General features: G+C 53.7%; 24 protein-coding genes. 9 read left to right on the forward strand and 15 right to left on the reverse strand.

The features are described 5' to 3' along the window. Window positions 1-57: 57 nt before the first annotated feature. Complete coding sequence (locus V9K95_RS17420) at window positions 58-879, reverse strand: class I SAM-dependent methyltransferase (protein ID WP_336441358.1); 822 nt, start codon at window positions 877-879, stop codon at window positions 58-60. A gap of 109 nt (window positions 880-988) precedes the next feature. On the opposite strand from V9K95_RS17420, the gene V9K95_RS17425 reads away from it, so the two are divergent. From V9K95_RS17425 to V9K95_RS17435, 3 genes are read left to right on the forward strand one after another with little or no spacing between them, the layout of a single operon-like run. Beyond that, window positions 989-2,122 (forward strand): ABC transporter substrate-binding protein, encoded by a 1,134-nt coding sequence (locus V9K95_RS17425; RefSeq protein WP_336441357.1) that lies wholly within the window; start codon window positions 989-991, stop codon window positions 2,120-2,122. 5 nt (window positions 2,123-2,127) lie between these two features. Continuing rightward, a complete protein-coding gene (locus V9K95_RS17430) occupies window positions 2,128-3,195 on the forward strand; it encodes an iron chelate uptake ABC transporter family permease subunit (protein ID WP_115054864.1) in 1,068 nt (355 codons plus the stop codon). After that, complete coding sequence (locus V9K95_RS17435; protein ID WP_336441356.1) at window positions 3,189-3,944, forward strand: ABC transporter ATP-binding protein; 756 nt, start codon at window positions 3,189-3,191, stop codon at window positions 3,942-3,944. Before V9K95_RS17430 ends, V9K95_RS17435 begins: the two co-directional genes overlap by 7 nt. Window positions 3,945-4,027: 83 nt before the next feature. Here V9K95_RS17435 and V9K95_RS17440 read toward each other — a convergent pair whose 3' ends face one another. The 3 genes from V9K95_RS17440 to V9K95_RS17450 form a co-directional block, all read right to left on the reverse strand. Then, complete coding sequence (locus V9K95_RS17440) at window positions 4,028-4,918, reverse strand: LysR substrate-binding domain-containing protein (RefSeq protein ID WP_115055104.1); 891 nt, start codon at window positions 4,916-4,918, stop codon at window positions 4,028-4,030. Between the two features lie 124 nt (window positions 4,919-5,042). Continuing rightward, entirely contained in the window at window positions 5,043-7,127 is a 2,085-nt protein-coding gene (locus tag V9K95_RS17445) for a 2Fe-2S iron-sulfur cluster-binding protein (protein ID WP_336441355.1), read from the reverse strand. 17 nt (window positions 7,128-7,144) lie between these two features. Next, a complete protein-coding gene (locus tag V9K95_RS17450) occupies window positions 7,145-7,756 on the reverse strand; it encodes a glutathione S-transferase family protein (RefSeq protein WP_115054861.1) in 612 nt (203 codons plus the stop codon). On the opposite strand from V9K95_RS17450, the gene V9K95_RS17455 reads away from it, so the two are divergent. After that, on the forward strand, window positions 7,739-8,050 hold the full coding sequence (locus V9K95_RS17455) for a hypothetical protein (RefSeq protein ID WP_336441354.1): 312 nt from the start codon (window positions 7,739-7,741) through the stop codon (window positions 8,048-8,050). The two genes, V9K95_RS17450 and V9K95_RS17455, sit on opposite strands and share 18 nt — an antisense overlap. 1 nt (window position 8,051) lies before the next feature. On the opposite strand, the gene V9K95_RS17460 is transcribed toward V9K95_RS17455, so the two are convergent. From V9K95_RS17460 to V9K95_RS17480, 5 genes are all read right to left on the reverse strand, one after another. Next, on the reverse strand, window positions 8,052-8,666 hold the full coding sequence (locus tag V9K95_RS17460; protein ID WP_115054859.1) for a DJ-1/PfpI family protein: 615 nt from the start codon (window positions 8,664-8,666) through the stop codon (window positions 8,052-8,054). Between the two features lie 61 nt (window positions 8,667-8,727). Beyond that, window positions 8,728-9,678, reverse strand: a complete 951-nt coding sequence (locus V9K95_RS17465) for a substrate-binding domain-containing protein (protein ID WP_336441353.1) — start codon at window positions 9,676-9,678, stop codon at window positions 8,728-8,730. A gap of 55 nt (window positions 9,679-9,733) precedes the next feature. Next, window positions 9,734-10,726: an ABC transporter permease gene (locus tag V9K95_RS17470; protein ID WP_336441352.1), complete on the reverse strand. Its 993-nt coding sequence runs from the start codon at window positions 10,724-10,726 to the stop codon at window positions 9,734-9,736. Between the two features lies 1 nt (window position 10,727). Continuing rightward, window positions 10,728-12,209: a sugar ABC transporter ATP-binding protein gene (locus V9K95_RS17475; protein WP_336441528.1), complete on the reverse strand. Its 1,482-nt coding sequence runs from the start codon at window positions 12,207-12,209 to the stop codon at window positions 10,728-10,730. 93 nt (window positions 12,210-12,302) lie between these two features. Then, window positions 12,303-12,986: an FCD domain-containing protein gene (locus V9K95_RS17480; RefSeq protein ID WP_162802627.1), complete on the reverse strand. Its 684-nt coding sequence runs from the start codon at window positions 12,984-12,986 to the stop codon at window positions 12,303-12,305. A gap of 129 nt (window positions 12,987-13,115) precedes the next feature. Here V9K95_RS17480 and V9K95_RS17485 point away from each other — a divergent pair, with 129 nt between their 5' ends. Genes V9K95_RS17485 through V9K95_RS17495 form a run of 3 tightly spaced genes read left to right on the forward strand, consistent with a single transcriptional unit; the run spans window position 13,116 to window position 16,681 of the window. Then, a complete protein-coding gene (locus V9K95_RS17485) occupies window positions 13,116-14,339 on the forward strand; it encodes an iron-containing alcohol dehydrogenase (RefSeq protein WP_336441351.1) in 1,224 nt (407 codons plus the stop codon). A 17-nt stretch (window positions 14,340-14,356) separates the two neighbouring features. Continuing rightward, window positions 14,357-15,844 carry an NAD-dependent succinate-semialdehyde dehydrogenase gene (locus V9K95_RS17490; protein WP_336441350.1) on the forward strand — a complete coding sequence of 496 codons (1,488 nt, stop codon included), beginning with the start codon at window positions 14,357-14,359 and terminating at the stop codon, window positions 15,842-15,844. Window positions 15,845-15,859: 15 nt separating this feature from the next. Continuing rightward, window positions 15,860-16,681 carry an alpha/beta hydrolase gene (locus V9K95_RS17495; RefSeq protein WP_336441349.1) on the forward strand — a complete coding sequence of 274 codons (822 nt, stop codon included), beginning with the start codon at window positions 15,860-15,862 and terminating at the stop codon, window positions 16,679-16,681. 166 nt (window positions 16,682-16,847) lie between these two features. Here the strand turns inward: V9K95_RS17495 and V9K95_RS17500 are convergent, their stop codons facing one another. Genes V9K95_RS17500 through V9K95_RS17510 form a run of 3 tightly spaced genes read right to left on the reverse strand, consistent with a single transcriptional unit; the run spans window position 16,848 to window position 17,881 of the window. Next, window positions 16,848-17,081: a hypothetical protein gene (locus V9K95_RS17500; RefSeq protein ID WP_115054851.1), complete on the reverse strand. Its 234-nt coding sequence runs from the start codon at window positions 17,079-17,081 to the stop codon at window positions 16,848-16,850. Between the two features lie 54 nt (window positions 17,082-17,135). After that, complete coding sequence (locus V9K95_RS17505) at window positions 17,136-17,546, reverse strand: SRPBCC family protein (RefSeq protein WP_307276880.1); 411 nt, start codon at window positions 17,544-17,546, stop codon at window positions 17,136-17,138. Continuing rightward, a complete protein-coding gene (locus tag V9K95_RS17510) occupies window positions 17,546-17,881 on the reverse strand; it encodes an ArsR/SmtB family transcription factor (protein ID WP_307278875.1) in 336 nt (111 codons plus the stop codon). The genes V9K95_RS17505 and V9K95_RS17510 overlap by 1 nt, the downstream gene beginning before the upstream one ends. Before the next feature lie 176 nt (window positions 17,882-18,057). Here V9K95_RS17510 and V9K95_RS17515 point away from each other — a divergent pair, with 176 nt between their 5' ends. Both V9K95_RS17515 and V9K95_RS17520 read left to right on the forward strand, forming a co-directional pair. Beyond that, entirely contained in the window at window positions 18,058-18,855 is a 798-nt protein-coding gene (locus V9K95_RS17515) for a MerR family transcriptional regulator (protein WP_336441348.1), read from the forward strand. 15 nt (window positions 18,856-18,870) lie between these two features. Continuing rightward, the gene (locus V9K95_RS17520) at window positions 18,871-19,785 is read left to right on the forward strand and encodes a hypothetical protein (RefSeq protein ID WP_336441347.1); all 915 of its coding nucleotides are present in this window, start codon (window positions 18,871-18,873) and stop codon (window positions 19,783-19,785) included. A gap of 86 nt (window positions 19,786-19,871) precedes the next feature. On the opposite strand, the gene V9K95_RS17525 is transcribed toward V9K95_RS17520, so the two are convergent. The 3 genes from V9K95_RS17525 to V9K95_RS17535 form a co-directional block, all read right to left on the reverse strand. Next, the gene (locus V9K95_RS17525) at window positions 19,872-20,735 is read right to left on the reverse strand and encodes an alpha/beta fold hydrolase (protein WP_336441527.1); all 864 of its coding nucleotides are present in this window, start codon (window positions 20,733-20,735) and stop codon (window positions 19,872-19,874) included. A gap of 774 nt (window positions 20,736-21,509) precedes the next feature. Then, entirely contained in the window at window positions 21,510-22,565 is a 1,056-nt protein-coding gene (locus V9K95_RS17530) for a sensor histidine kinase (RefSeq protein ID WP_336441346.1), read from the reverse strand. Continuing rightward, on the reverse strand, window positions 22,565-24,007 hold the full coding sequence (locus V9K95_RS17535) for an ATPase domain-containing protein (RefSeq protein ID WP_336441345.1): 1,443 nt from the start codon (window positions 24,005-24,007) through the stop codon (window positions 22,565-22,567). Before V9K95_RS17535 ends, V9K95_RS17530 begins: the two co-directional genes overlap by 1 nt. Between the last annotated feature and the right edge of the window lie 363 nt (window positions 24,008-24,370).

The raw sequence follows: 24,370 nt of genomic DNA on the forward strand, positions 1-24,370 counted from the left end.
AAGCTGGAATGCAAGCCGTCAGTGCTGTCACCCGTCGCTGTCGGCGAACCGGACTGTCTATCGCGAACTGGTGCCGCCCTTCGTTGCCACGATGGCGTAGCGATGTTGCGTGATACGCGCCACGCCTTTCCAGAAGCCAAGATGCTTGGCCTGGGCGCGAAATATCCGGCGCAGATTGCTGTCAATCTGAACCGATTCGAAGCCAGCTTCGACCAATAGCTCGGCAACTGCGCCAGCCCGTGCACCCTTTGAGAAATGAACGCGCGAAAGAATGTGCCGGTGGGTTTCAATAAGCTGGGGTGACATTTTCGCAGTTTCTGCAGAAGCAAAGCCCAGTCGCTGGAAGAATGTGGAGAGCTTCGTCACGATCTGTTCCTTGAGGCTGACGTTTACGAAATCGCCATCAACGATTAGGAGCTGACCGCCCGGTTTGAGGATTCGGTACCATTCTGCAAATGCAGCTGGCGGGTCAACCAATGTCCAAACCAGATGACGATTTGTAATGACATCGTAATGGCTGTCCGGCTCCATGGTATTTTCTGCATCGCCCAATCTGAATGTTATGTCCCGTCCCCTGCTCGCAGCTTTTGAACGGGCACGTTTGAGCATCGGCTCGGCCCAATCCATACCGGTTACCGAGAAGCCGAGATCGTCAAGCAGATGGGATACGACTGCAGTTCCACATGCAAGATCCAAAGCCGCTCGACCTTCACCGCGCCCCAGATGCCGGGAAATCAGATCATGCCATGCGGCCCGTTCTTTTTCCGAAAATATCTCGTGACCGGGCGACAAATCGAAGGTTGATGCACGCTCCGACCAGTATGCTTTGATTTCGTCCCGCAGATTATAGTTTGTTCCATCGACAAGGCCGTTTGCCATCTGTGTCCCGTACTGCATCAAGTGCTAATGTTGCGAATGGCGCATCTTATATGTTGACTTGCGAAGTCATAAAATAATAGAACGCCTGAGTTTTCATGGAGTACGGGCGATGCGTTTGTTTGGCAAGGTGGCTTTTGCCGCCATGGGTTGGTCTGTGATTTTGTCGAGCGCGGCGCTCGCAGACAAAATATCGATTAAAGACATTACCGGTCGTAATGTGGAAGTCAATGTTCCTGTCGAGCACGTCATTTTAGGTGAAGGTCGACAGGTATATTTCACGGCAATCCTGGATCGTGACAATCCATTCAAGCGTGTCGTAGGCTGGCGCGACGATTTACCCAAAGCCGATCCCGAGAGTTATTCGGCCTACCTGGAAAAAGATCCTTCAATTGCCAAGATTCCGACTTTCGGCGGCATGAAAGACGGGACATTTGACGTCGAGCAGGCTGTCTCCTTGAAGCCTGACGTCATCATCATGAATGTTGATGCCAAGACCGCCACTGAAGAGGCTGGTTATATTGAAAAGCTTGGCAAGGTGGGAATTCCGATCGTCTATATCGATTTCCGCGAAAAGCCGATGGAAAATACCGAAGCAAGCATCCGTATTATCGGCAAGCTTTTCGGTAAAGAAGATAAGGCCGAAGAGTTCGTCAAATTCCGGGCTGACAACATCGCAAAGGTTACGGATGTGCTGGCAAAGGCCAATGCCCCGAAGCCCTTGGTGTTCATAGAGCGCGCTGGCGGCTATTCGGATGATTGTTGCATGTCGTTCGGCAATGAGAACTTCGGCAAGATGGTTGAAACGGCTGGCGGCATCAACATGGCGAAGGATATTATCCCGGGCACCTTCGGAAACGTCCACCCTGAACAGATTATCGCGTCCAATCCCGATCAGATCATTATTACTGGCGGCAATTGGGAAGGGTATGTACCTGGCGGTAACTGGGTCGGCGTAGGCTACGGTGCCGACGAAAAGGAAGCACGGCGCAAGCTTGATGCCCTGACAAAACGCCCTGCATTCACGGGTGTCAAGGCTGTCAAAGAGGGCAATATTCACGCCATCTGGCATCAATTCTACAATAATCCCTATCAGTTCGTCGCGATTCAGGAAATTGCGAAATGGCTGCATCCAGATCTTTTCGCAGACCTCGACCCAACGGCGACATTCAAGGAGCTGCACACGCGCTTTTTGCCGCTTGATTATAAGTCCGGTTATTTCGTTTCGCTTAAAGACGGGCAATAGATCGGATGGTTGCTATTATCGCCGAGAACCCCGCGCATACGGGGCAGGCAGCATATCGAATGTTGGTTCTACGCCGCACAGTGCTCATTGCTCTGTTGGTCGCAGGCCTATTTCTGAGCGTGTCCGTTGATATGGCTCTTGGGCCTGCGAATTATTCGCTTTCGGAGGTATTGGCGACCCTTTTTAGTCCCTTCGCCGCTACCGACCAGCTTCGTGTGGTTATATGGGACATACGCATGCCGATTGCGCTCATGGCGCTGACGGTGGGTGCCTCGCTTTCCGTGGCTGGCGCACAAATGCAAACAATCCTTGCCAACCCACTTGCCAGCCCCTTTACCTTAGGCATCTCGGCCGCAGCTGGCTTTGGTGCGGCGCTCGCACTAGTCGGAGGGGTCGCCGTGTTTCCGCTGGCGACGCAATTCATGGTGCCGATCAACGCTTTCTTGATGGCTATGCTCGCAGCTTTGTTTATCCATTTTGCCTCTACAATGCGCGGCGTTGCCGTGGAAACAATTGTGCTGCTCGGGATCGCGTTGGTCTTCACATTCAACGCGCTTCTATCACTGCTCGAATATCTTGCCTCCGAACAAGCATTGGCGGCTGTGGTGTTCTGGACGATGGGTAGCCTGACCAAAGCAACCTGGCCCAAAGTCGCGATAACCGCTGCCATCGTAATTGTCGTCATGCCCCTCTTTGCAAGACGTGCCTGGGCGCTGACGGCATTGCGTCTGGGAGAAGACAAGGCAGCAAGCCTTGGCATCAATGTGCGTCGCTTGCGTCTGGAAACCATGATGACAGTCAGCCTTCTGGCAGCCATTCCCGTTTCGTTCGTCGGTACCATCGGTTTTATTGGCCTGGTGGGACCTCATATTGCGCGTATGCTGGTCGGTGAAGATCAACGCTTCTTTCTTCCCGCTTCCGCCCTCTGCGGGGCACTTCTCTTGTCGGCAACGTCAGTTGTAAGCAAGACATTGATACCTGGCGCCATGCTGCCGATCGGGGTCATGACAGCTTTGGTCGGCGTGCCGTTTTTCTTCGTGCTCATTTTCACACATCGGAAGAAGTCATGGTAAGCATTGCGCTGGAACAGCTGGGTGCGCAATATGGCAAGCATAAAGTACTTGCCGATGTCACCACCGATGTTTTGAAGGCTGGCAGTATGACCGCTGTTATCGGGCCGAATGCCGCGGGCAAGTCAACGCTATTCAAACGCATTGCCGGTCTTATCTCCGGAGCAGGTCTGGTTCACTTGTCTGATACGGAAAAAGGTTCGGAAACGATCTGCTACATGCCTCAGGATACCGGAGCCAATGCGGTTTTAACTGTCTATGAGTCCATACTACTGGCCGCCAAGCAGGGTTCCGGCTGGAAAGTCCACGACAGGGAACTTCGCGAGATCGACCATATCCTAGCGGCGCTCAAGATCGAAGCGCTCGCCTTCAAGGGTCTTGGCGAACTATCAGGTGGACAGCGTCAGCTTGTTTCGATTGCACAGGCCTTGATCCGCAAACCCGAGGTGTTGCTGATGGATGAGCCCACTTCAGCGCTTGACCTTTTCAGACAGGTCGAAGTTCTTGGTTTCATGAAGAACCTTGCTGCGCAATCGGGGCTCACAGTCATGATCGCGTTACACGATCTCAACCATGCTCTGCGCTATTGCGACCAGACGATCGTGATTGCTGATGGCTCAATGATTGCAAGCGGGCCGACTCATGACGTGATATCGGAAGTACTTCTTCGTGATATCTATCGCGTCGAGGCGCGCATTGAGAACTGTTCCAAGGGAAGGCCTATGGTTATTGTCGATGGGGCCGTGGTTTGACTGCGGAGTAATTTCTGGCCTGTGACGAACTCCAAACTGCGCACAATCGCGCGCAGAACCACGGATGCGAGAGCGGTAGGAGCTTAATTCAGCAGTCTGCTTTCACGAAGTCGCGTTACTGCCAGCTCCACGAAGGCCCTTACCTTTGCTGGAGCCTGGCGCCCCTCGGGATGAAGAACGTGAATGGGCAGCGGCGCTTCCTCATAATCGGCAAGCACAATTTGCAATTTTTCTTCCAATAAGGCTGGGCCAATCTGATAATGGAGCACGCGCGTAAGGCCGAAACCGGCCGCTGCGGTTGTGATGGCCGCCTCGTTTGTATTGGATTGTAACCATGTCTGTATGGTTACCCGTTGATCATTGGCGAAGCGCCACTCCGGCGATGCCCAGGCGCCTGTCGAAGCAATAATGCGATGATCCTTGAGGTCGGCAGGCGTCGACGGAATACCACGCTCCCTGAAATACGCCGGAGCTCCACAAACGACCCGCCGCACCAAACCGACTTTGGTTGCCGAAAAGCCTGAGTCTGGAAGATGGCCAATGCGAACCGCAACGTCGATCCCCTCTTCAACGATGTTGACCGGACGATCGACAAAAAGGATGCGGCCGTTGACCGCCGGATAGCTGCCGAGATACTCGTGCATTATTGGAAGGACATACATCTGACCGAACAGCATCGATGCGGTAACAGCGAGTGTGCCCGACGGTTTCGCATAGGAACCCGCAGCTGCGGCCTCCGCCTCGACTATGTCAGACAAAATTCGGCGGCAATCTTCCAGATAGCGATTTCCCGGCTCTGTCAGTTTTACTGAACGTGTGGTGCGAACAAAGAGTCGTGCACCAATTATATCTTCTAGAGCAGCCACTGCACGCGTTACGGCCGGTGGACTCATGTGCAATTGACGTGCTGATTCAGCAAAACTTTCGGTCTCTGCCACTTTTACAAATATTCGCATTGCCTGCCAACGGTCCACCATCTACCTCGTCCTTCGAGTAATCACGAAGGATCGTGCAAGAACTGACGGTTGGGTACAAGTGTGCTAGGCAGCACATCACTGAAATAATGAAAATGCCACCCGTATGGGCCACCGAGGAGTCTTAAAGCGCGATCTGTAATCCACCAGCGCCTTCATTTCCGACAGATGCCGGATAGGCACTGCATATCAGGACCTCGCCATCGCCTATCGCAGCTTCCGGAGGCTTTTTGTATGCCACGTTTCCTTTGACAAGTTTAGTCACGCAAGTTCCGCAAGTTCCGCTCCGGCAGCTAAATTCGGGAGTCAGACCCCGTGCTTCGGCAAGTTCCAGCAGCGTTCCGCTTTCAGGGAGCCATCGGGTTTCCTTGGCAGATTCAGTAAAAATGACCGGTACGGAGACCGTCGAGGGAGCCAGACTTTCATTTCCGTCTACCCTATCTGCATCCGCTTGTCTGGAGATTGATCCGGGACCGAAGCTCTCGGCAAAAATGCGTTTGTCAGGCACATTCAAGGATCGCAAAGCAGAGTAGGTGTCCTGCATGAAAGCGGACGGCCCGCACAGATAGAAATCGAAATCGTCGAAGGGCAAAACTTTTTTAATCAGCTCTATATTGATGCGCCCCGCTTCATCGAAGTCGACGCCGTGCGTCGCATCTTCGGTCGCTGAAAGGACTTTTACGAGACGAACTGCTCCATTGGCTTCGAACACCAAATCCGCAAGCTCGGCGCCAAACCCTTGCTCGGCCTTTGTGCGAGCGGAATAAATCATCCAGGTTTTGCGCATTCTCTGTTTTCTCCGACCCTCATAAACAAGGTGCCGAAGCATTGCCAACATTGGCGTGATGCCAATACCAGCTGCCAACAACACAACTGGTCGTGGCTCCAGTGGATCAATGGTAAAGCCGCCCGCAGGTGTGCGAGCCTCTATGATAGATCCAACTTTCAATTGATGCAGAACCCCGGATATCCGGCCATCCTTTTTCACACTGATCCGGTACACTCCGTCCGATGGTGCAACCGAAAGCGTATATGTCCTGATAAGAGGGGCGCTTTCTTTATCGATGGATATGCGTACAGGAAGATGCTGGCCCGCGGCGTGAGGAATCAACCCTGCCCCGTCGTTCGGCGAAAGATAAATGGACTTTATAACCGAACTTTCATCGACGATCCGATCTACTCTAAAAGGCCGCCAGGCCTTCGCAAGTTCGGTGGCCCTCTGGCGATTGGCTGCTTGGTGCCAATCACCTGTCATCGTTGAAAAGGGGCTTTCACCATTTCGTCGGGTTGCCCAGCGCAGTGGCAGCGCCTCGCGTCTTCTCACAATGCGTTCGGGGTGAAAATTCCATAATCGTTCAGCGCCCTGAAAGGCGGCAATTTCGGGAGAATCGAGAATGACCTCGGCTCGCCCACTCATCTGCAAAACTTCCCCTGTATCAAAGCTTGCAAACACCAGTCCGGCGCGACCATTCAAGGCAATGTTGCCCAGCGTGTTGAAGAACAGATTGCCGTTAAAATCGGGAATCGTGAGAAGACCATCTGGTCCGATACGAACGAAACCAGGTTTTCCGCCCCGATGCGATACGTCGACCTGGCGATTGGCTTCGACCTGTGCATAAGAGGCAACAAAAAACGTATCCGCCTTCAAGATCAGATCTCTGGCTTCCTCATCAAGCCCGTCAAGCACTTCCGCAGTGGTGTGGAATTCAACGGCTGGATCACGAACGAACTCATAATCCCGATACTGGATATACCGGGGGCAATTCCCGAAACTATGCACAACTTGAAGATCGATTTGCGCGTCAGTGCAGTTGGCGACGATACCATTCAGCCGGTTTCGGCGTCGCGTATGAAGTTCTATGCCCAGAATACCAATGGAATCCCCATCATTCATACCGAAAACGGCCGGATCACCGGGATCGCGGAGGGCAGCAATTTTAAGACTGTGCTCATTTGTGGCGCTCATGAACCCGGGCTTACCTGCCAAAAACGTAGCCCATGGATCACCATTGCCATCTACGGCACCGACAACCACAAAAGGCAGTTGTGGATAAAAATTTCGGTGCTGTTCGATCAAGCGGTCCCGGATGAATCGCCGCCCAATATCTTCCATTTTATCCAAAACACCGACAGCGTTCTGGAGTTTCTTTTCGCCTTCGTGCCATGGCGATACCGCCAGCTCATATACAACTTGGCCGTTGACCGACATGGCTCTCTCCTTTTCCCTCAGGCGGCAAAACCGACGGGCGTTTTGGCAAAATCAACAAAACCGGGAAGCGCTTCAATACGCTGTAGCCAAGCGCGCAAGTTTGGGTATGCAGAAAGGTCAACATTTCCTTCAGGCGCACGGGCAGTGTAGCTGTAGATAGCAACGTCCGCGACCGTAATATGATCGGCAGCCAACCATTTCCTGACAGTTAGTTCCCCTTCGAGAACCTTGTAGAGTGCGTGCGCGCGTCCGATGACTTCTTCAGCATTGAACTTTGCTCCGAATACTGTGATCAGTCGGGCCGCCGCAGGACCGAAGGCAAGTTGCCCAGCTGCAACAGAGAGCCAGCGCTGAACTCTGGCACCGCCAACCGCATCTTCTGGAAACCAGTCGGTTTTGCCAAGCTTCCTGGCGACATAGACCAGAATTGCGTTGGAGTCCGAAATGACCGTTTCACCGTCTACAAGGACAGGGACCTGTCCGAAGCTGTTGAGCTCGAGAAATTCCGGCTTTTTATGTTCGCCTTTTGCCAGGTCAACCTCAATCAACTCAAAGGATTGGCCAAGGAGAGATAGAAAAAGTCGGGCCCGGTGCGCATGGCCGGAAAGGGGATGGAAATAAAGCTTCATGACGATGTCTCCGTTTGTAAAGCGATTCCATACCGACCGCCTTCAACGGGAAAAATGCACGAGCTGTTCAATCAGGAGAAGACGGTTTTAAGGAAAGGCAGTGTTCCACAAAATGGTAGCAATCGGCGAGGTCGTTTTGCCCGGTTGCAAGCCGTGATGACTGTGCTCGATGCAAGCGTCAGCCAAAGAAACCTAGCAATTAGCGATAACACAGCGCCGGAAGTCCTGCCCGCTTGCCGTTGCGTAGGTTTAATAAAATGGCCGCTCGTTAAGCGGCCATTTGGGATTTTTTGACCTAGGCAGCTTTAGCCACGTCGTTGCTGTGCCTGATCTCCGTGCCAAGCACTTTAAGACATTCTCTGATGAAGGCCGCAAGCGCAGTCCATCCTTTAGCGGATACCATTGTACCATCGACATAGGCTTCTGTGGGCGAAAGATCGATATAGGTGCCGCCCGCTAAAGTGACTTCAGGTTCGCAAGCTCCAAGTGCTGCAACCTTCTTGCCACGAACAACGCCATCCACGGCGATTAGTATTTGAACGCCGTGACAGATTGTGAAGATCGGTTTTTGTTTCTCGTGAAAGTGCCGGACAATAGCCTGGACGCGCTTGTCTGTACGGATGTATTCCGGGCCGCGACCGCCAGCGGCGTATACTGCGTGGTATTGGTCAAGCTGCGTTTCGGCCTCTGAAAACGTCTTGTTGATCGTAAAGAAATGTCCAAGCTTTTCGGTGTAAGTCTGGTCGCCCTCGAAATCGTGCAGCGACGTTTTGATGAGGTCGCCTGCCTTCTTGTCTGGACATATGACGTGAACCGTATGCCCGACCGCTTCCATCGCCTGCTGATAAACGAATATTTCGTATTCCTCGGTAAACTCGCCTGTCAGCATAAGTATTTTCTTGCCTGCCATGTCTTGCTCCTCTTATCTCATGCATTGGGACGGCACATGCCGCCCGGTTCATCGTTGTTGGTTAAAACGGAGAATCGGGGAAGTAGTATTCCTTTGCATTCTCTTGTGTGATCAGTGGTGCATCGAGCTTGACGGTCCCGCGAACGGGCGCCTGACCAACGAGATTGGCTATTGTCATATAAATTGCGGTCTTGATCATTGCGGGCGGGTATGGTGTTTCGACCGGAGTCATCGCGTCACCATCCATAACCTTCTTTACAATATCCTTCATGCCATTCCCGCCGAGTGCAAGTTTGATGTCCTTGCGCCCGGATTCCTTCACCGCCTCAAGCACGCCGAGCAGCATGTCGTCATCGTTTGCCCAGACTGCGTCGATTTGAGGATATTTGGCGAGGTAGTCCTGCATCAGCTTGAACGCTTCATCGCTATTCCAGTTTGCATACTGAATATCCAGAACTTTCAGCTCTGTGTCTTTAATGGCGTCATTGAAGCCCTGGATCCGTTCGTCATCAATAACTGTTGGAATTCCGCGAAGAACAACGAGGTTGCCCTTGCCCCCTAGTTTTTCAATCATGTACTTTGCCGTGTTTCGACCAACCGCGATATTGTCACCAGCAAGATATAGATCCTGTATAGAGGCATCGCTCAAACCCCGATCAACGACGGTAATAAACGTTCCGGCATCTTTGACCGCCTTGACCGGTGTGGTCAGTTCTTCCGAAGAATACGGCAGGATTACAAGCGCATCGAGCTTTCGACCGGCGGACAGATCCTCCAGGGCACTAACTTGAGCCGCGGCCGAGGGCGACGTTTTGACAACGATTTCCACGTCCGGAAATGCGGTGTTAACTTCCTTTGCGGCAGCTTGGGCATGGTAGACAACACCGGCAGTCCAGCCGTGGTCAGCCGCCGGTATTGAGACCGCGATCACTTTCTTATCGGCAGCCAGCGCCTGACTTGCGATCAGAATGACGCCTATGGCTACAGGGGCAATCCATCTACTCTTAAACATACATTCCTCCCAGAATTGGACCTGAAGTTAATGATCCGCGTGGTCCCGACGCGGATTATTTTGAGAACCTTTGAATGAGCATAGCGATGATAATGATTACGCCTTGAACGCCTGCCACCAGATATTCAGAGACGAAATCCGACAGCACCATCAAATTAGCTATGAGTTCGAGGATTACAGCACCTGCGACCGTGCCCCATACGTGGCCTTTACCACCACGCAGGGCCGTTCCACCGATGACGACGGCAGTGATAACCTGAAGTTCCCACAGGACACCCGTTGTTGGCGTTGCAGCGCCAAGGCGCGGAACGTAGCATATCGCTGCAATTGCTACGCAAGCGCCTTGCATTGCGTAGGCGATCGTGCGTGTTTTGACTATTGAGATACCGGAGTAGCGCGCGACGTCTTCATTTGCCCCAACCGCAGCGCACTTGCGCCCATACTTCATCTTGTAGAGAATGAAGGACGCCACAGCGGCCACCGCAATTGAGATCAGGATTGGCAGCGGTATCCCCCCTACCGTACCGAAGTAAACAGGGCGGTAGGCCTCACGCAGGCTCCGATCAATCGGGATCGTCCCGCCGTCGGACATGTAAGTAATCAATGCCCTGAAGATACCCATTGTGCCGAGCGTGGCGATGAATGGCTCGATTCTCCCTACCGTAACGATCAGACCGTTCATCAGACCACAGCCGGTTCCCACGATCACGGCCACGGCCATCCCGGCGGGAATTGCCCAAACTCCCCACTCTGGTGCCATACTATTCATGAACATTATAGTGATGCCCGTGATGAACGCCGCCATCGCACCCACGGAAAGGTCCAATCCCCCTGAGGAAATTACAAATGTTGCGCCGACCGCTATAATGGCAATGAAAGCACTACGCGTGATGACATTCCCCAGGTTCGTAGCGGAAAGAAAGTCGGGGTTGACGAGGAAGCCGACCACCAGGAGTGCCAGGAGTGCCAAAAATGGCCCAAAATCGGTCCAGCCGATATTCCAGTCCCGCTCCTGCCGAAGTGCTGCTGAGCCTGTAATAACACTCATGTCATTCCTCCCTGCTCGCCGCTGTCGTCACATCACTGGTTGCCAGCAGCGCAATTTCATGTTCCGTCATCTTCTCGCCTGTCACCTCGCCGGTAATGCGTCCCTCCCGCATCACGAGAACTCGATCACAGATGCCAATTAGTTCCTGCATTTCGGAAGAAATGACGATGCAAGTTTTGCCCTCTTCCGCCAGGCGCTGGATGAATGCGTAAATCTGCGCCTTGTTTGCAATATCTATGCCCCGCGTGGGCTCATCGATAACAATGATTGACGGATTGGTGAGGAGTATTTTTGCAAGCAGCAATTTCTGCTGATTGCCTCCGGAAAGTTGCCCCGCCTTTACGCCAAGGCTCTTGAGCCGGATATCGTAATCTTCCACGGCTTTAACGAGGGCGGCTTGCTCACGAGCTTTGCGCATCATCAGGCCTGGATGAAAGCGTGTGAGTGCGGAAAGTGTCAGATTTGGCGCGAGCTTTTCGTTGAGCAAAAGTCCCTTACCTTTGCGGTCTTCGGTAAGGTATCCAATACCTCCATCCATGGCAGCGCGCGAATGACGGATATCGATGATACGGCCATTCAGCACGACAGATCCATGTGCCGGTCGCAAACCCATGATGCCTTCAAATACTTCCGTCCGCCCAGCACCGATCATGCCCGCAAAACCCAGGATTTCTCCCTTGTGTGCAGTGAAGAAAATGTCCTTGGCGTAGCCCGACACGACCAGATCCCGGACTTCCAGTGACGGCACGTTCGAAGCTTTGATGCGTTTGACTGGATAAAGCGCCGCCAGATCGCGCCCGACCATAAGGCGGGCCATGTCCATTTGCGTCAGACCTTGAGCAGGATAGGTTCCAACCATCTTGCCGTCCCGCAACACGCTTACCTGATCAGCGATCCGCTGCACTTCATCGAGACGATGGCTAATATATAGAACTGCGGCACCCTGCTCTTTTATCTTCAGGATAATTCCCAGGAGTCGCTCTACCTCATCTCCGGTCAAAACCGCAGTAGGTTCGTCAAATATAACAAGTTTATAGTCATCAAGAAGTGCACGCGCGATCTGAACAAGCTGCCGATCGGCAAGCGCGATGTCACGAACCAGCGCATTGGGCGATACCCGGCATCCCAATTCCGAAAGTTTTTCGGCAGCTATGCGGCGCATGGATTGATCGTCGACCATTCCATTCCACATAAGCTCACGTCCGAGGAACAGATTCTCGGCAACAGTTAGTCCTTCTGCAAGCAGGATTTCCTGGTGAACGAGAACAATTCCTGCCTGCTGTGCATGTTCGGGCCTTGAGAACCTGACGTCGTAACCGGCTATAGAGAGCGTTCCTGCAGTTGGCTCCGCATATCCTGCAAGCAATCGCATAAAGGTTGATTTTCCTGCGCCATTTTCTCCGATGATGGCATGAATTCTGCCGGGTAGCACATCAAGCCAGACATCGGACAAGACCGTGACTGGACCATAATCTTTTGACATCCCTTTGGCTTGCAGAACCGGTCCACAAGTGTCGCCACCGGCTGCCTCATCGCTCTCCTGTTGAAATCTTGAAGCAGCGAACATTGGCCGGCCTCAGTCGAATGCCGGGAGCAGACGATCACGCGAATGCTGGAGGTGCATACGCATTGCCTGTTTTGCAGCAGAAACGTCACCTGCTGCAAAGGCTGCGAGCAACGCTTCGTGCTCATCCAAAGCTTCTTCGGTTACGCGGGAGTGGAACATCAGACGGAAAATATGAAAATGTGCGTGCTGGTGATTGAGTGTCTCGCGGATAAGCTCGTTCCCAGCAAACTCCATGATCTTGTCATGAAATACTGAGTCCTGACGGGCGAATGTCGAGTAACGGATGCGCTCGTCCGTGCCGTCTCCGCGCCCCATGACACCCGCCGCTTCCTGAAGTGCTGCAAGCTTCGTCTCATCCATCACGGCGGCAGATTTCGCCGCACCATCCGGCTCAAGCAGCAGGCGCAGTTCGTACAGTTCGTCAAATCTGCGGCGGGTGATCTGCGGTGCAGCGCTATAGCCGATCAAGTGGGTCTTCACCACGAGCCCCTCTCCTTCGAGCCTGCCGAGCGCTTCCCTGATCGGCGTCTGCGAAACGTTCAACTCACGCACCAAATTATCGACGGTTATGCGGGCTCCCGGCGCGATTTTCAGTGACATTAACTGTGCAAAAATGGCGTCATAAACGCTTCCCGCCAAGCTGTTGCTTCTTTGGATGAAACCACTTTGATCAGGTGCTTCGGTTAGGATCATAGAATTTTTCTTCTGCATAAGTTGCCTCTTGACATAGACCCTCACTAGCATGATGGTTCCGTATATGCAATCCCATATCCTATACGATTTTATATCCCCTTTATGTAAATGCCTCCAAGGAAATGGACGATGACCCTTTTTGCTGCACTTCGGCTCCCCAGTGAAATTCTCTTTGGCAAAGGACAGCGCCATGCTTTGCCGATGGTTGCCGCAAGACTTGGAAAGCGAGCGCTGATCTGCACCGATGAGCGGTTCGCAGCGACGGCGATATTTGCGCAAATCCACGAGGCGCTAAACGCAGCCTCTATAGAGGTCTTGATCTACGACGCGGTTCAGCCGGACGTGCCAAGTGAGACGGTGTCGCTTTGCGTCGATGATGCGCGGGAGTTTGGTCCTGACATGGTAATCGGCATTGGCGGCGGAAGCTGTCTGGACATGGCAAAGTGCGCGGCTCTCCTGCTTAGCCATGGCGGGGAACTGGAGGATTATTATGGCGAGTACAAGGTTCCCGGCCCTGTTCTTCCAGTCATTGCCGTTCCAACGACGGCTGGAACGGGATCTGAAGTAACGCCGGTTGCAGTCATCTCCGACTCTGGGCGGACCCTTAAGGTTGGAATATCCAGTCCTTACCTGGTCGCAACAACGGCCATTTGTGATCCGGAACTAACAATGACCTGCCCGCCCGGTTTGACAGCAGTTGCTGGCGCGGACGCCCTCACCCATGCCATCGAGGCTTTTACAGCAGTTCCCCGCTGCGCGGATCACACATTGGCGCAGAACCACGTCTTCATCGGCAAAAGCGCACTGACCGATCATTTTGCATTGCTGGCAATCAAGCTGCTGGGCCGCAGTTTGGAAAAGGCCTGCAAGGATGGGTCGAATGAAGATGCAAGAGCAGATGTGATGATGGGCGCACTGGCAGCTGGCTGCGCGTTCGGCACAGCAGGAACTGCCGCAGCCCATGCAATCCAGTATCCCGCCGGAGCACTCACGCACACGGCTCATGGCCTCGGGGTGGCAACCATGATGCCTTACGTCATGAATTATAACAAACGTGTCTGCGCCGCTGAAATGGCCGAGATCACCACAGCTCTCGGCCTCGCCAGTGGCTCGGATATTGAAGAGAATGCAAAAATTGCAATCGAAGAAATCCGCAGGCTTTTCGCATCGATCGGCATAACACCCACGCTGGCTGACCTTGGTCTGCCTTTAGACAAGCTCGATTGGACTGCCGAGCAGGCGTTCGGTATCGACAGATTAATCAAAAACAATCCCCGAACCTTCGATCTGGACGCGATGAAACGTCTTGTAAGAGCAGCCTATGACGGCGACTTCGCCGCTTCTGCCATTTAATCACCGAGGAACAACACATGACCGTTGCACAGAAAACGCTGACGCCTGACGTCAATGGACCCGATATCGGCGCCACCACTCGTGGTCTGTATATTAACGGAAGCTGGTGGCCGGCTTGCAGCAACCAACAGATTGATGTCATCGATCCGTCAACAGGCAAACGAATTGCGGCTGTGGCCGACGCGACGGTAGAGGATGCGCGCGCATGCATCGATGCTGCCGCCGCGGCAGGCCCCGCATGGCGTGCAACTCGCCCTCGCAAGCGATCCGAAATCTTGCGACGTTGCTTTGAGTTGATGATTGAACGTTCTGAGATGCTGGCCACACTCATATCGATGGAGAACGGCAAGGCATTGCGCGATGCTCGCGGTGAAGTGGTCTACGCTGCGGAATTCTTCCGTTGGAACGCAGAAGAGGCCGTACGCATCTCAGGAGAATTTGGGATAGCGCCATCGGGTACCAATCGGATCATTGTTGACTATCAGCCCATAGGGATTTGCCTGCTAATAACGCCTTGGAACTTTCCGGCGGCTATGGCTACTCGCAAAATCGCACCTGCCTTGGCCGCAGGTTGTACGGTGATCTTGAAACCAGCAAGTGAAACGCCACTGACCGCCTACGCCCTGGCCTCCATCTATGAAGAAGCCGGCTTACCATCAGGTGTCGTCAACGTTCTGACAACAAGTAATCCTGGCCCCATCACCGCTACAATACTGGCGGACCCGCGTGTGAGAAAGCTCTCATTTACGGGTTCGACCGGCGTCGGCCGCCTTCTTTTGGGCGAAGCAGCCAAGCACGTTATTTCCTCCTCCATGGAACTCGGCGGCAATGCCCCATTTGTGGTATTTGATGACGCCGATCTTGAAGCCGCACTCGACGGAGCCATGATCGCCAAGATGCGTAACGCGGGAGAAGCATGCACCGCTGCCAACCGCTTCTATGTACAGTCTGGAATATATGATTCATTTGCCGAAGGCCTTACGCGGCGGATGGCGGCTCTGAAGGTTGGGCGAGGCGTTGATGAACAGACGGAATGCGGCCCGATGATAACGCGAAAAGCTGTTGAAAAGATTGATCGATTGGTCCAAGATTCGATAAGCAAGGGTGCCCGCGCTCTATGCGGTGGCGAAATATCCGCTGGGTCCGGTTTCTTCTACCCACCAACGGTTTTGGTTGATGTTCCAGACACTTGCGAGATAGCGCACGAAGAAATCTTCGGCCCCGTCGCGCCGCTTTACCGTTTTGAAACGGAAGAAGAGGCAGTCAGCTGGGCCAACAACACGGAGTATGGACTGGCCGCCTATGTCTATACGCGTGACCTCGCCCGCGGGCTTCGTGTTTCTTCCGGCATAGAAGCTGGAATGATCGCGTTAAACCGGGGGCTGGTTTCCGACCCGGCCGCTCCCTTCGGCGGAGTCAAGCAGAGCGGACTCGGGCGCGAAGGCGGTCAACATCATGGCATTGCCGAGTTTATGGAAGCAAAGTATATCGCAACAAGCTTCTGAACCGGGAGACTGATCTTGGAAACTGATCCCTTCCGCATCCGCGCTCATGTCGCAGATTTCGATATTATCGTGGAGGACATTATTGCAGCCAGTGCCAGAACCCGCGATAGGCTCAACGCCAAATTGGACGTCCCATATGGGACTGGCACCAATGAAACGCTGGACATCTTCCTCCCCGAGGGCGCACGCGAACGCCGTCCGGTGCACATATTCATTCATGGAGGCTACTGGCGGATGTTCTCCAAACGAGATTACTCCTATATTGCCGACACAGTGACTAGCGCCGGAGCGATCGCCATTATTATCGATTATGCGCTTATGCCCGGCTTCAGGATGGCCGTGCTCGTGGATCAGGTGCGACGCGCGAAGCAATGGGTGATCCAACACATCGCCGATTATGGTGGTGATCCGTCTCGGATTACTGTGAGTGGGCATTCTGCTGGCGCCCACCTTGCAACATTCCTGTTTCACAAACCGGACGGCACTTCGAATATTGCCGCAGGGCTTTTGCTGGGTGGGATCTACGATCTGAAGCCTTTGCAAAAATCTTTTCTCGCTTCCGAAATTGGCATCACCGATGCAGAAGTCGAGGCATTCTCGCCCATTTCACATCACTATGACAAAGGCTGCGAAGTGCTTATCGCCGTCGGAGCCAACGAAACACCTCCGTTCCACCAGCAAGCGGCGGACTTCGCCACTCTCTTGGCTGCCGGGGGGCAGAAAGTGGCAACCAGAAACATCGCTCAAGCTGATCATATGAGCAGTGTTCGCGATCTCGGACGTGAAGATCGTCCCTCAGCGACCCTTCTGAAGGACCTTATTTTAAGACATCGGTAAAAGAAACTCACGAATGCCTGTGGTGGTCGACGTAACGTCTGTGACAACTGCCCGCTCAGGAATAATCGCACCGGCATAGGTCCGGGTGCAATCATTCCTTGAAGACGTGACGAGTAAATCCTGAAATTTATTGCGGGAAACAGTTACTCGAACATCGCAGGCCGGCTCACTCTCCGGCGCTGACACGTCGCCGACTGCGCCACCTTGCAGCATAAGGCAGTGCAAACATGTACAGGCCACTGAACAGCATCAAGAAAAGTGGGATCAAAGGAGAGTAGACTACCCACATGGGACGATCACTGTCATCCATTCCTAAGAGAGCGAAATTTGCAATGACGGTTACCGTAAAGACGATAGACAGCCATCGGTGAGCCAGCCGAATCCAAACATTTATATTCAATGGAATCCCCTTATGTTGCGCCTGATGACATCCGATTATTTGCGCCGGTCGGCTTCACTCTATCGATGCCAAGACCTTTTCAAGGGCATCGAAAAATTTCGGCCATCCATCCCTGGCACCATGGTAGGCCTGCTCCTGATCCGGTCGGAATCCCGACTGTTCCATGCGCAGCCTCGTCCCCGTACTCGTCGGAATGAGTGTCCATGTGACGACACTCTCAAGACCATACGCAGCCCATGTATATGACAGCCTCCTGTCCTGCTCGATTGCCGTTACCTGGCAGTTAACCGAGCCCCAATCTGCGTTAAGACTGAACCGGTGATCGACAACAGGCTTGAAGTCATTTTTCATAAGCCATTCCTCTATGAGGTATGGTTGCGTCAGAGCGCGCCAGATCTTTTCCGCTGGATAAGAGATTTCACGCTCGACAACTACGGAGCGTGTTTGCGTAGAGGCTTCGGTCATTAGTCCATCCTTTTGAGCAGGTTTTCGAGGTCATCAAATCGGTCTTGCCAGAAGCCGGTCATTTGGCTTGTCCAGTCTATCAGCGGTGCCAGAGCAAAGAGCTGAGCACTATAGTGCGTCTGGCGACCTTCCTGCCGATCGCGCACCAGCCCTGCCCGCTTCAATACTGCAAGGTGCTTTGAGACCGCGGGTTGCGATATTCCGGCCTGGGCCGTCAGCGCCCCAACCGTCTGCTCTCCTTCTCGGCACATGCGCTCGAAGAGAGCCCGCCTGGTCGGATCGGCGAGCGTTTTGAACAATATGGTGTGGCTCGGCAGCAAAACATATATCTCCATGGTTATGATTAAACGTATAACCATTGAGCTATGCGTTAGTCAAGCGAGCTTCTCCGAAACACCCTACGCAAGCGTCTCCGTCATGATAAATTGAACGCTTCCTTCAAGTGACATTATGAAATGCGTAACCCAATGCCACTTGACCTCGCCCTTAGGGCAGGCCTTAGACAGGTGACATGACTCATTCTCATCTGCTTGCCGGTCGCTTCAGCGCGGCCACGCGCCTTTCTTCCAAGGCATTGCGGCTCTACGCTGAGCAGGGCCTGCTTGTACCAGCCTATGTCGATCCGCAGACAGGCTATCGGTATTATTCGGTGCAACAGGCGCCCCGTGCCCGGCTGATTGCCAGATTGCGACAGCTTGGTCTGCCTGTGGCACGCATCGCTGTATTGCTGGAACTGCCACCAGAAGCGCGTGCAATCGAATTGCGCACGTGGCTGGACGCGCAAAATGCCCGTCTCGCCGTCCATACCGAATTTGTTGAGGCAATGGCCTTCCAAGCCGACCTCACACATCCTGCTCTGTCGATTGCGTTGCGCAAGGTTGACGCCACAAAAATCGTCAGCCGTCAGCGAGCGGTGACAGTGACCGGCCTTAATGGCTTTATGGCGGAAGCCGAAGCGGATATTCGCAAACATCTTGCCGCTTCAGGTCTTGCCCATAATGGCAGGATGAGTGTGCATCATCACAACCTCACCACACGTGACGCTGATGGTCCTGTCGAGGTTGCGATAACCTGCGATGGCCCCGTTGAGCCAGCCAGCGACTTGATAATCCGTCTGCTGCCTGCTCGGCGTGAGGTCTTCACGCCGGTACCCGCAGACCAACAGAATTTCCCCTTGGTGCTGTCCGTCTACGACGCAATTGAAACCTGGATCGACCGGCAAGGCCTTACCATCATCGACAGTCCTTATGAAATCTATCCCGGTAGCGACAACGCGCCTTTCGACATCGTCTATCCAGTCAATCCCTGAAGAAAGTGCCTAAATATGAATATCCCCTATGTCGGCTCCGGACCTTATTGCTACGCCAATGCCTTTGCCATGATGTTTGGTGCCGCTGCGCCCTCGACGGCCGTGATCGAATTCTCCACGGCAAGCCCGTTCGGCATGCAGCTGATTGGCGGCAGATTGCCCTTCTTTGACCCTTATGGCTGGGATCCGGAACGAGGTTTTGACGACGCGCTTGCTGCTCTCGGCTGGTCATCTGATGTCGCAAGAGGCGGAACGGCTGAGGAGGCGCTTTCACGCTTAAAGTCGGCGCTGGCCCATGGGCCCGTCTGGGTGGGTCCGGTCGAAATGGGATATCTGACCCACCAACCTGGCATGAAAGAACCCATAGAGGCTGACCATTATGTTGTCGTGCTGGAGGTCGATGAGGAGCGCGTGCTGATGCATGATCCCCAAGGCTACCCCTTTGCATTGCTCCCTCTGACCGATTTTATGGCTGCTTGGGCTGCGAAGACAGTAGCTTACGGAACGCCCTACACCATGCGCACCAGATTCGTACGGCAACGAAATGTAACGGAGGTCGATATCATTAAGGCTGCGATCCCGGCAGCAAAACAGTGGCTGTCGATGGAACACGCGCCTGTTATGCCCGCAGGCAGTTTGGGCAATAGCAGAGCGGCCGAAGCACTGGCAGAACTGGTCGCCGACAACTGCGATGATGCCTTGCGCGGACACCTGATCCATTTTGCGGTTCGGGTAGGTGCCCGCAGGACCAGCGATGCCGCCGCTTGTCTCGCCCGTATCGGCAGTGTAGATGCCGCTGTCATCGTTGCTGAACAGGCCCGTCTGATAGGCAGTTTGCAACATCCCCTTGTCGTTGGGGACGACAGGAGAGCCGCAGCCGCGCTTATGAACCTGGCACCTACCTATGACCGGCTACGTGCGGTTTTGTAGTTTGAATTCACAGTTTGGCCGCCTCGCTGCAGGACCAAGACAGTTTTGATGCTCGTTGCTTACGGTGTCCGAATGACTTTGGCCTATCACTCGGACGAGGAAAAAAAAGCCAACAATGCTTCAGCAAGCCGTTCAGGCGCTTCTTCGGCGACGTGATGTCCACTGTCGATGCCGTGGCCACGCAAGTCTGGCGCCCAGGGTCGCCACACGCCAAGCACATCGCCATAAAGTAGCTCGAGATCATCCCTGAGCGACCACAGAACAAGGGTAGGACAGACTACTGTGCGACCGCTGTCCCGGTCGATGCGGTCATGATGGGCGTCGATCGCTAAGCCGGCTCTATAGTCGCCGAGCATCCCCCTCACCGTCTCTGGGTTGGTGATCGCCGCCAGAAAATCCGCGTGGTTCTCGCTTCCCATTGCTTCCTCAGACCCGCCATACCATGCAATCGGATCAGCGAGAATAGCCTGCTCAGGCTTACCTGCCTGGGCGAAGAAAAACCAGTGCCACCATTTTTCCGCAAATAGCGCATCACAGCGTTCCAAAGCCTCCAAGATCGGCACCCCGTCTAGAATCGCCAAACGTTCAACCCGTCCGGGGTGGTCCATCGCGCAGCGGAATGCGGTGTAACTTCCTCGGTCGTGACCCGCTATCATAAACCGCTGGTGGCCAAGCGCTTCCATCAACCGAACGCAATCATCGGCCTTTGCTCGCTTGGATGCCTGCGAATGACTCGCCATGTCCGGCGGCGACGAGGACTGCCCGAAGCCGCGCAAGTCAGGGCACACCACGGTAAATTTTGCTGCAAGGATTGGCGCAACGCGGTGCCATGTCGTGTGTGTACGTGGGTGCCCGTGCAGGAGAAGAAGGGGCGGACCTGAGCCGCCGTGCCGCACTCGCAACACGGCATCGCCGACGTCGATCCGATCCAGTGCGAAGCCTTCGAACATTTCCCTCACTCTATCATCAGCGAGGGCATAGTAAAGTTTTTCCCTCGCAGCTGCACAAAGGATCTTGGTCGTTCTGACAAGACTATCAGGGGGAGCCTGCCTCCAACGAGCCACGACGGCCTTTGGTTGTCCAGATTTTTATATTTCATTGCAAAGTATCAAAGGCAACACCAGAACCCGAGCGCGCAATAGAAAGTTTGCCGATACTGGAGCCTAGATGACACTACCACCGCGGGCTTTTGATCACCAGGAACTGCTTTCCTGCTAAAAGTGTTAAATCTACTGTCCCATGGTAAGTGATTGGGAATAGCATACGAGACGCGAGGCACAAGGTGCCAATCAAGCACGGTGTGAAAACAACTTTTGGGGACATCATATGGGACGAGCCACTCAGCCAGGTCTATGAGACTGTGGGACAATGCACTCCTGAGATCGAGTATAGTGTCTCTCAGTTCGATAACCATGAACACGAGGTGTCGCTCGACAGATGGTGCGCCTGGAAATCCGATAATCTTGACGCATACCACTACTGGTGGGTGACAGTTGCGGAGAGGCCAACAAGAGATAGGGATGGGCACGGTTAATCCGATTGCCAATCAATGGCACAGAACCCCACGGCCCCCAATCTTCTGTAAAATACCGGCCACGGCTAGCGTTCCTTGAAGGTATAAAAAGATCATTTGGCATTCGGATTGCTGCCCTGCTGATACAAGACCTGCATCATGGCAATGAATTTTTTATAAACACTCAAATGATGGAAGGAGCCTCTACCGTTTATTTAAACGGCGGACGGAGATCGGTTAAAACAACATTTGCAAGCAATCCGCGAGCCACACAGCGCAATCCCGTAGGTTCAAACAAAACTATAGGTTTCTCGCCGAATATGGCTGACAAGGCTGAACGGATATATCGTGTGCCATACCCTGCCCTCGTCGGTTCCTTCACAGGCGGCCCCCCACTTTCAATCCATTCCAGCGTCAAAATCGGCTGGGCGTCATCGGATATCTTCCAGATTACACTTATACGTCCTTCATCCGTGGACAAAGCGCCATATTTGATGGCATTTGTGACCAGTTCATGCAGACATAGTGCAAGTGTGGTGCCAGCGTCGCGGTTGAGCAGAAGCTCCGGGCCATCGATTTTCAGCCGCTTTGCTTTGTCCGCATAAGGTTTTAAGGTCAGATCAACGATTTCTCGCAGGTCGACCGTGTCGCCACCTTGTTCGAAGACAGCCGAATGAACATTAGCCAAGGCTCCCAGGCGCCCCTCAAAGTCCGCCACCAGCGTGTCAATCGTATCTGCTGCGCGACGGGTCATTCTGAAGATAGAGCTTACGCTCGCCAGAATATTCTTGACCCTGTGATTGAGTTCGAAGCGGAGGTCGCGCTCACGCTCGATCGAATCTCTGACTTCACGCTGCCGTAAACGCACCAAAAATGCAGATTGAACAGCGGTTACCAGTTCGAGAGATATGACGGGTCTTTGAAAATATATTTGCCTTGCTTGCGGCCATAGTCTTTCCAATTCCGCACGGATACGGGCATGCGGGGCCTTTCGGTCCAGAAGAACGAAAATGGGCAGGTCTGACCAATTCGGCTGTGCCGACAAATGTACCGAAATGGCTTCTATCGTCCTGGGTGTCAACGACTCGTGGGTTACGAGAATAACGCCGGGAGATTGCGCCAGCATCTCAGCCAAATCCTCTGTGCTGGCGCATACCCTGACGTTCATACCATTTTCAACAAGCAAAATCTCGATAAACGCGGCGTCCTTGCGGTATGGAGCAAGGACGAGCGCCCAATCAAGTTCGCTCTGGTTCTCGTCGTGCATCAGAGTTCAGGAAGGGGATTATAAGGAACAACTGACACGCCCGAACTCTGGATCAAAAGTTCCCTAACGTCCAGGTCATGAGGACCATGGCGTTTTTTTACCACCGTTATACTGCGCCTGAGTTTTCCCTCATGTTCTGATATTCTCAAAAGCAACACTGTATCGCCGAGAAAACTGACGTCGACATCAATTCCAACATTTTGGCCCAGCAGCCCGTGTTGAGCCACGATCAACATCGTCAGGACGCCCGACCGGGCAAGGTATTTCAGCAGCGACTGAATATCTCGCACGGCCTTTTCACGATGCGGGAGGGAATTCAGGTATCCGGTGAAGCTGTCGATCACAACCACGCGGGATTTTTCGCGGGTGACGACTTCCTGAGCGATTTTGCCAAACTCCCCCGGCGATATTTCGTTGGGATTGAAATCACGGATGATCAGCTGACCCTCTTTGTGGAACTGGCGCAAATCCATCCCCAGTCCCTCTGAGCGCCTGAAGAAAGTTTCCAGACGTTCTTCAAAAAGGAACAGCGCAACGCTTTCACCGCGTTTCAGGGCGGCAGTAGCATATAAGGAGGACATGGTGGATTTACCCGTGCCGGATTGGCCGATCACGAGCGTCGTGGTACCGGATTCCTGACCGCCCCCAAACATCTCATCAAGCGCGGTGACGCCCGATTTGATCAGTTGCGGTTTGACGGTCTCAGATGCGGTACCCGGAATGATCCTCGGATAGACGATGACGCCCTCTCCCTCACGTATCGCCATGTCGTGATATCCGTCGGCAACGGGTACGCCGCGCATTTTGCTGACTTCTATACGGCGACGAACCCCGCCATATTCTTCAAGAGACTTGTCGAAGCGGATTACACCATGCGCGATACCCTCGACCTCTTCACCATTGCGCTCGGAGGACCCACTGGTCTGCGTATCCAGCAATAATGCAATGACACCATGTTTGGCCAGAAACGCCTTGAAGCCAAGCAGCTCCCGGCGGAACCGTGGCGAATCGCCCGTGATCAGCCGGATTTCCAAAAGCGAGTCGTAGACAAGCCGACTGGGCTTATGATCCTCAATGGCTTGCTCAACCGCTTTACGGGTTTCGTCCAGCCGAAGCTCCGTCGTCTGGAAAATCGACTGATCAGACGCGCCATTCACAGCGTCTGATGCCGACAGCTCCTCGATCCTGATACCGTCGAGTTTCCAACCGTGAGAGACAGCAATGGATTTCAGTTCCGCCGTCGTTTGGGACAGGCTGACGTAGAGACAGCGTTCGCCATTTTGAGCACCTGCAAGCAGGAATTGCAGTGCGGCCGTGGTTTTGCCAGATCCGGGCGCTCCCTGGAGAATGTAAAAATTGGAGGCGGGCAGCCCTCCCCTCAGGATTTCGTCCAATCCGGTGATACCTGTTTTGACAACCGGCGGTTTTTTTGGCGTAGCCATGCAAGGAGTTCCATTCTTGGAATACAGGAGCGGCGGGTACGCCGACCGCTTAAAGCCGAACAAGCCTCAGGCTTATATTTCATGGCTGTGATCGTCAACATGGCGCCCTGTTGAGGATTGCGATTTTGCCCGGCATCAATCAGCCGCGATTCACTATTTGCCTCTGTACAGTTCGTGGCCGCCTTGATGATATGGTCGGGTGGGATTGCTTGTGATAAATCGACCCTCGATCGGAAGGGTTTTGTTGGTTGTCTGTCGGTGCCTGAGGCCGGCATAAAGTTGATAGGGTCAATACGCGAACGGCGGCAGCCAGTTTGTGACCTTCCCAGATCTGCATTATGATCAGGGAAGGTCACAAGGTTC

This window comes from Phyllobacterium sp. CCNWLW183 (assembly GCF_037203775.1).
Taxonomy (GTDB): Bacteria; Pseudomonadota; Alphaproteobacteria; order Rhizobiales; family Rhizobiaceae; genus Phyllobacterium; species Phyllobacterium ifriqiyense.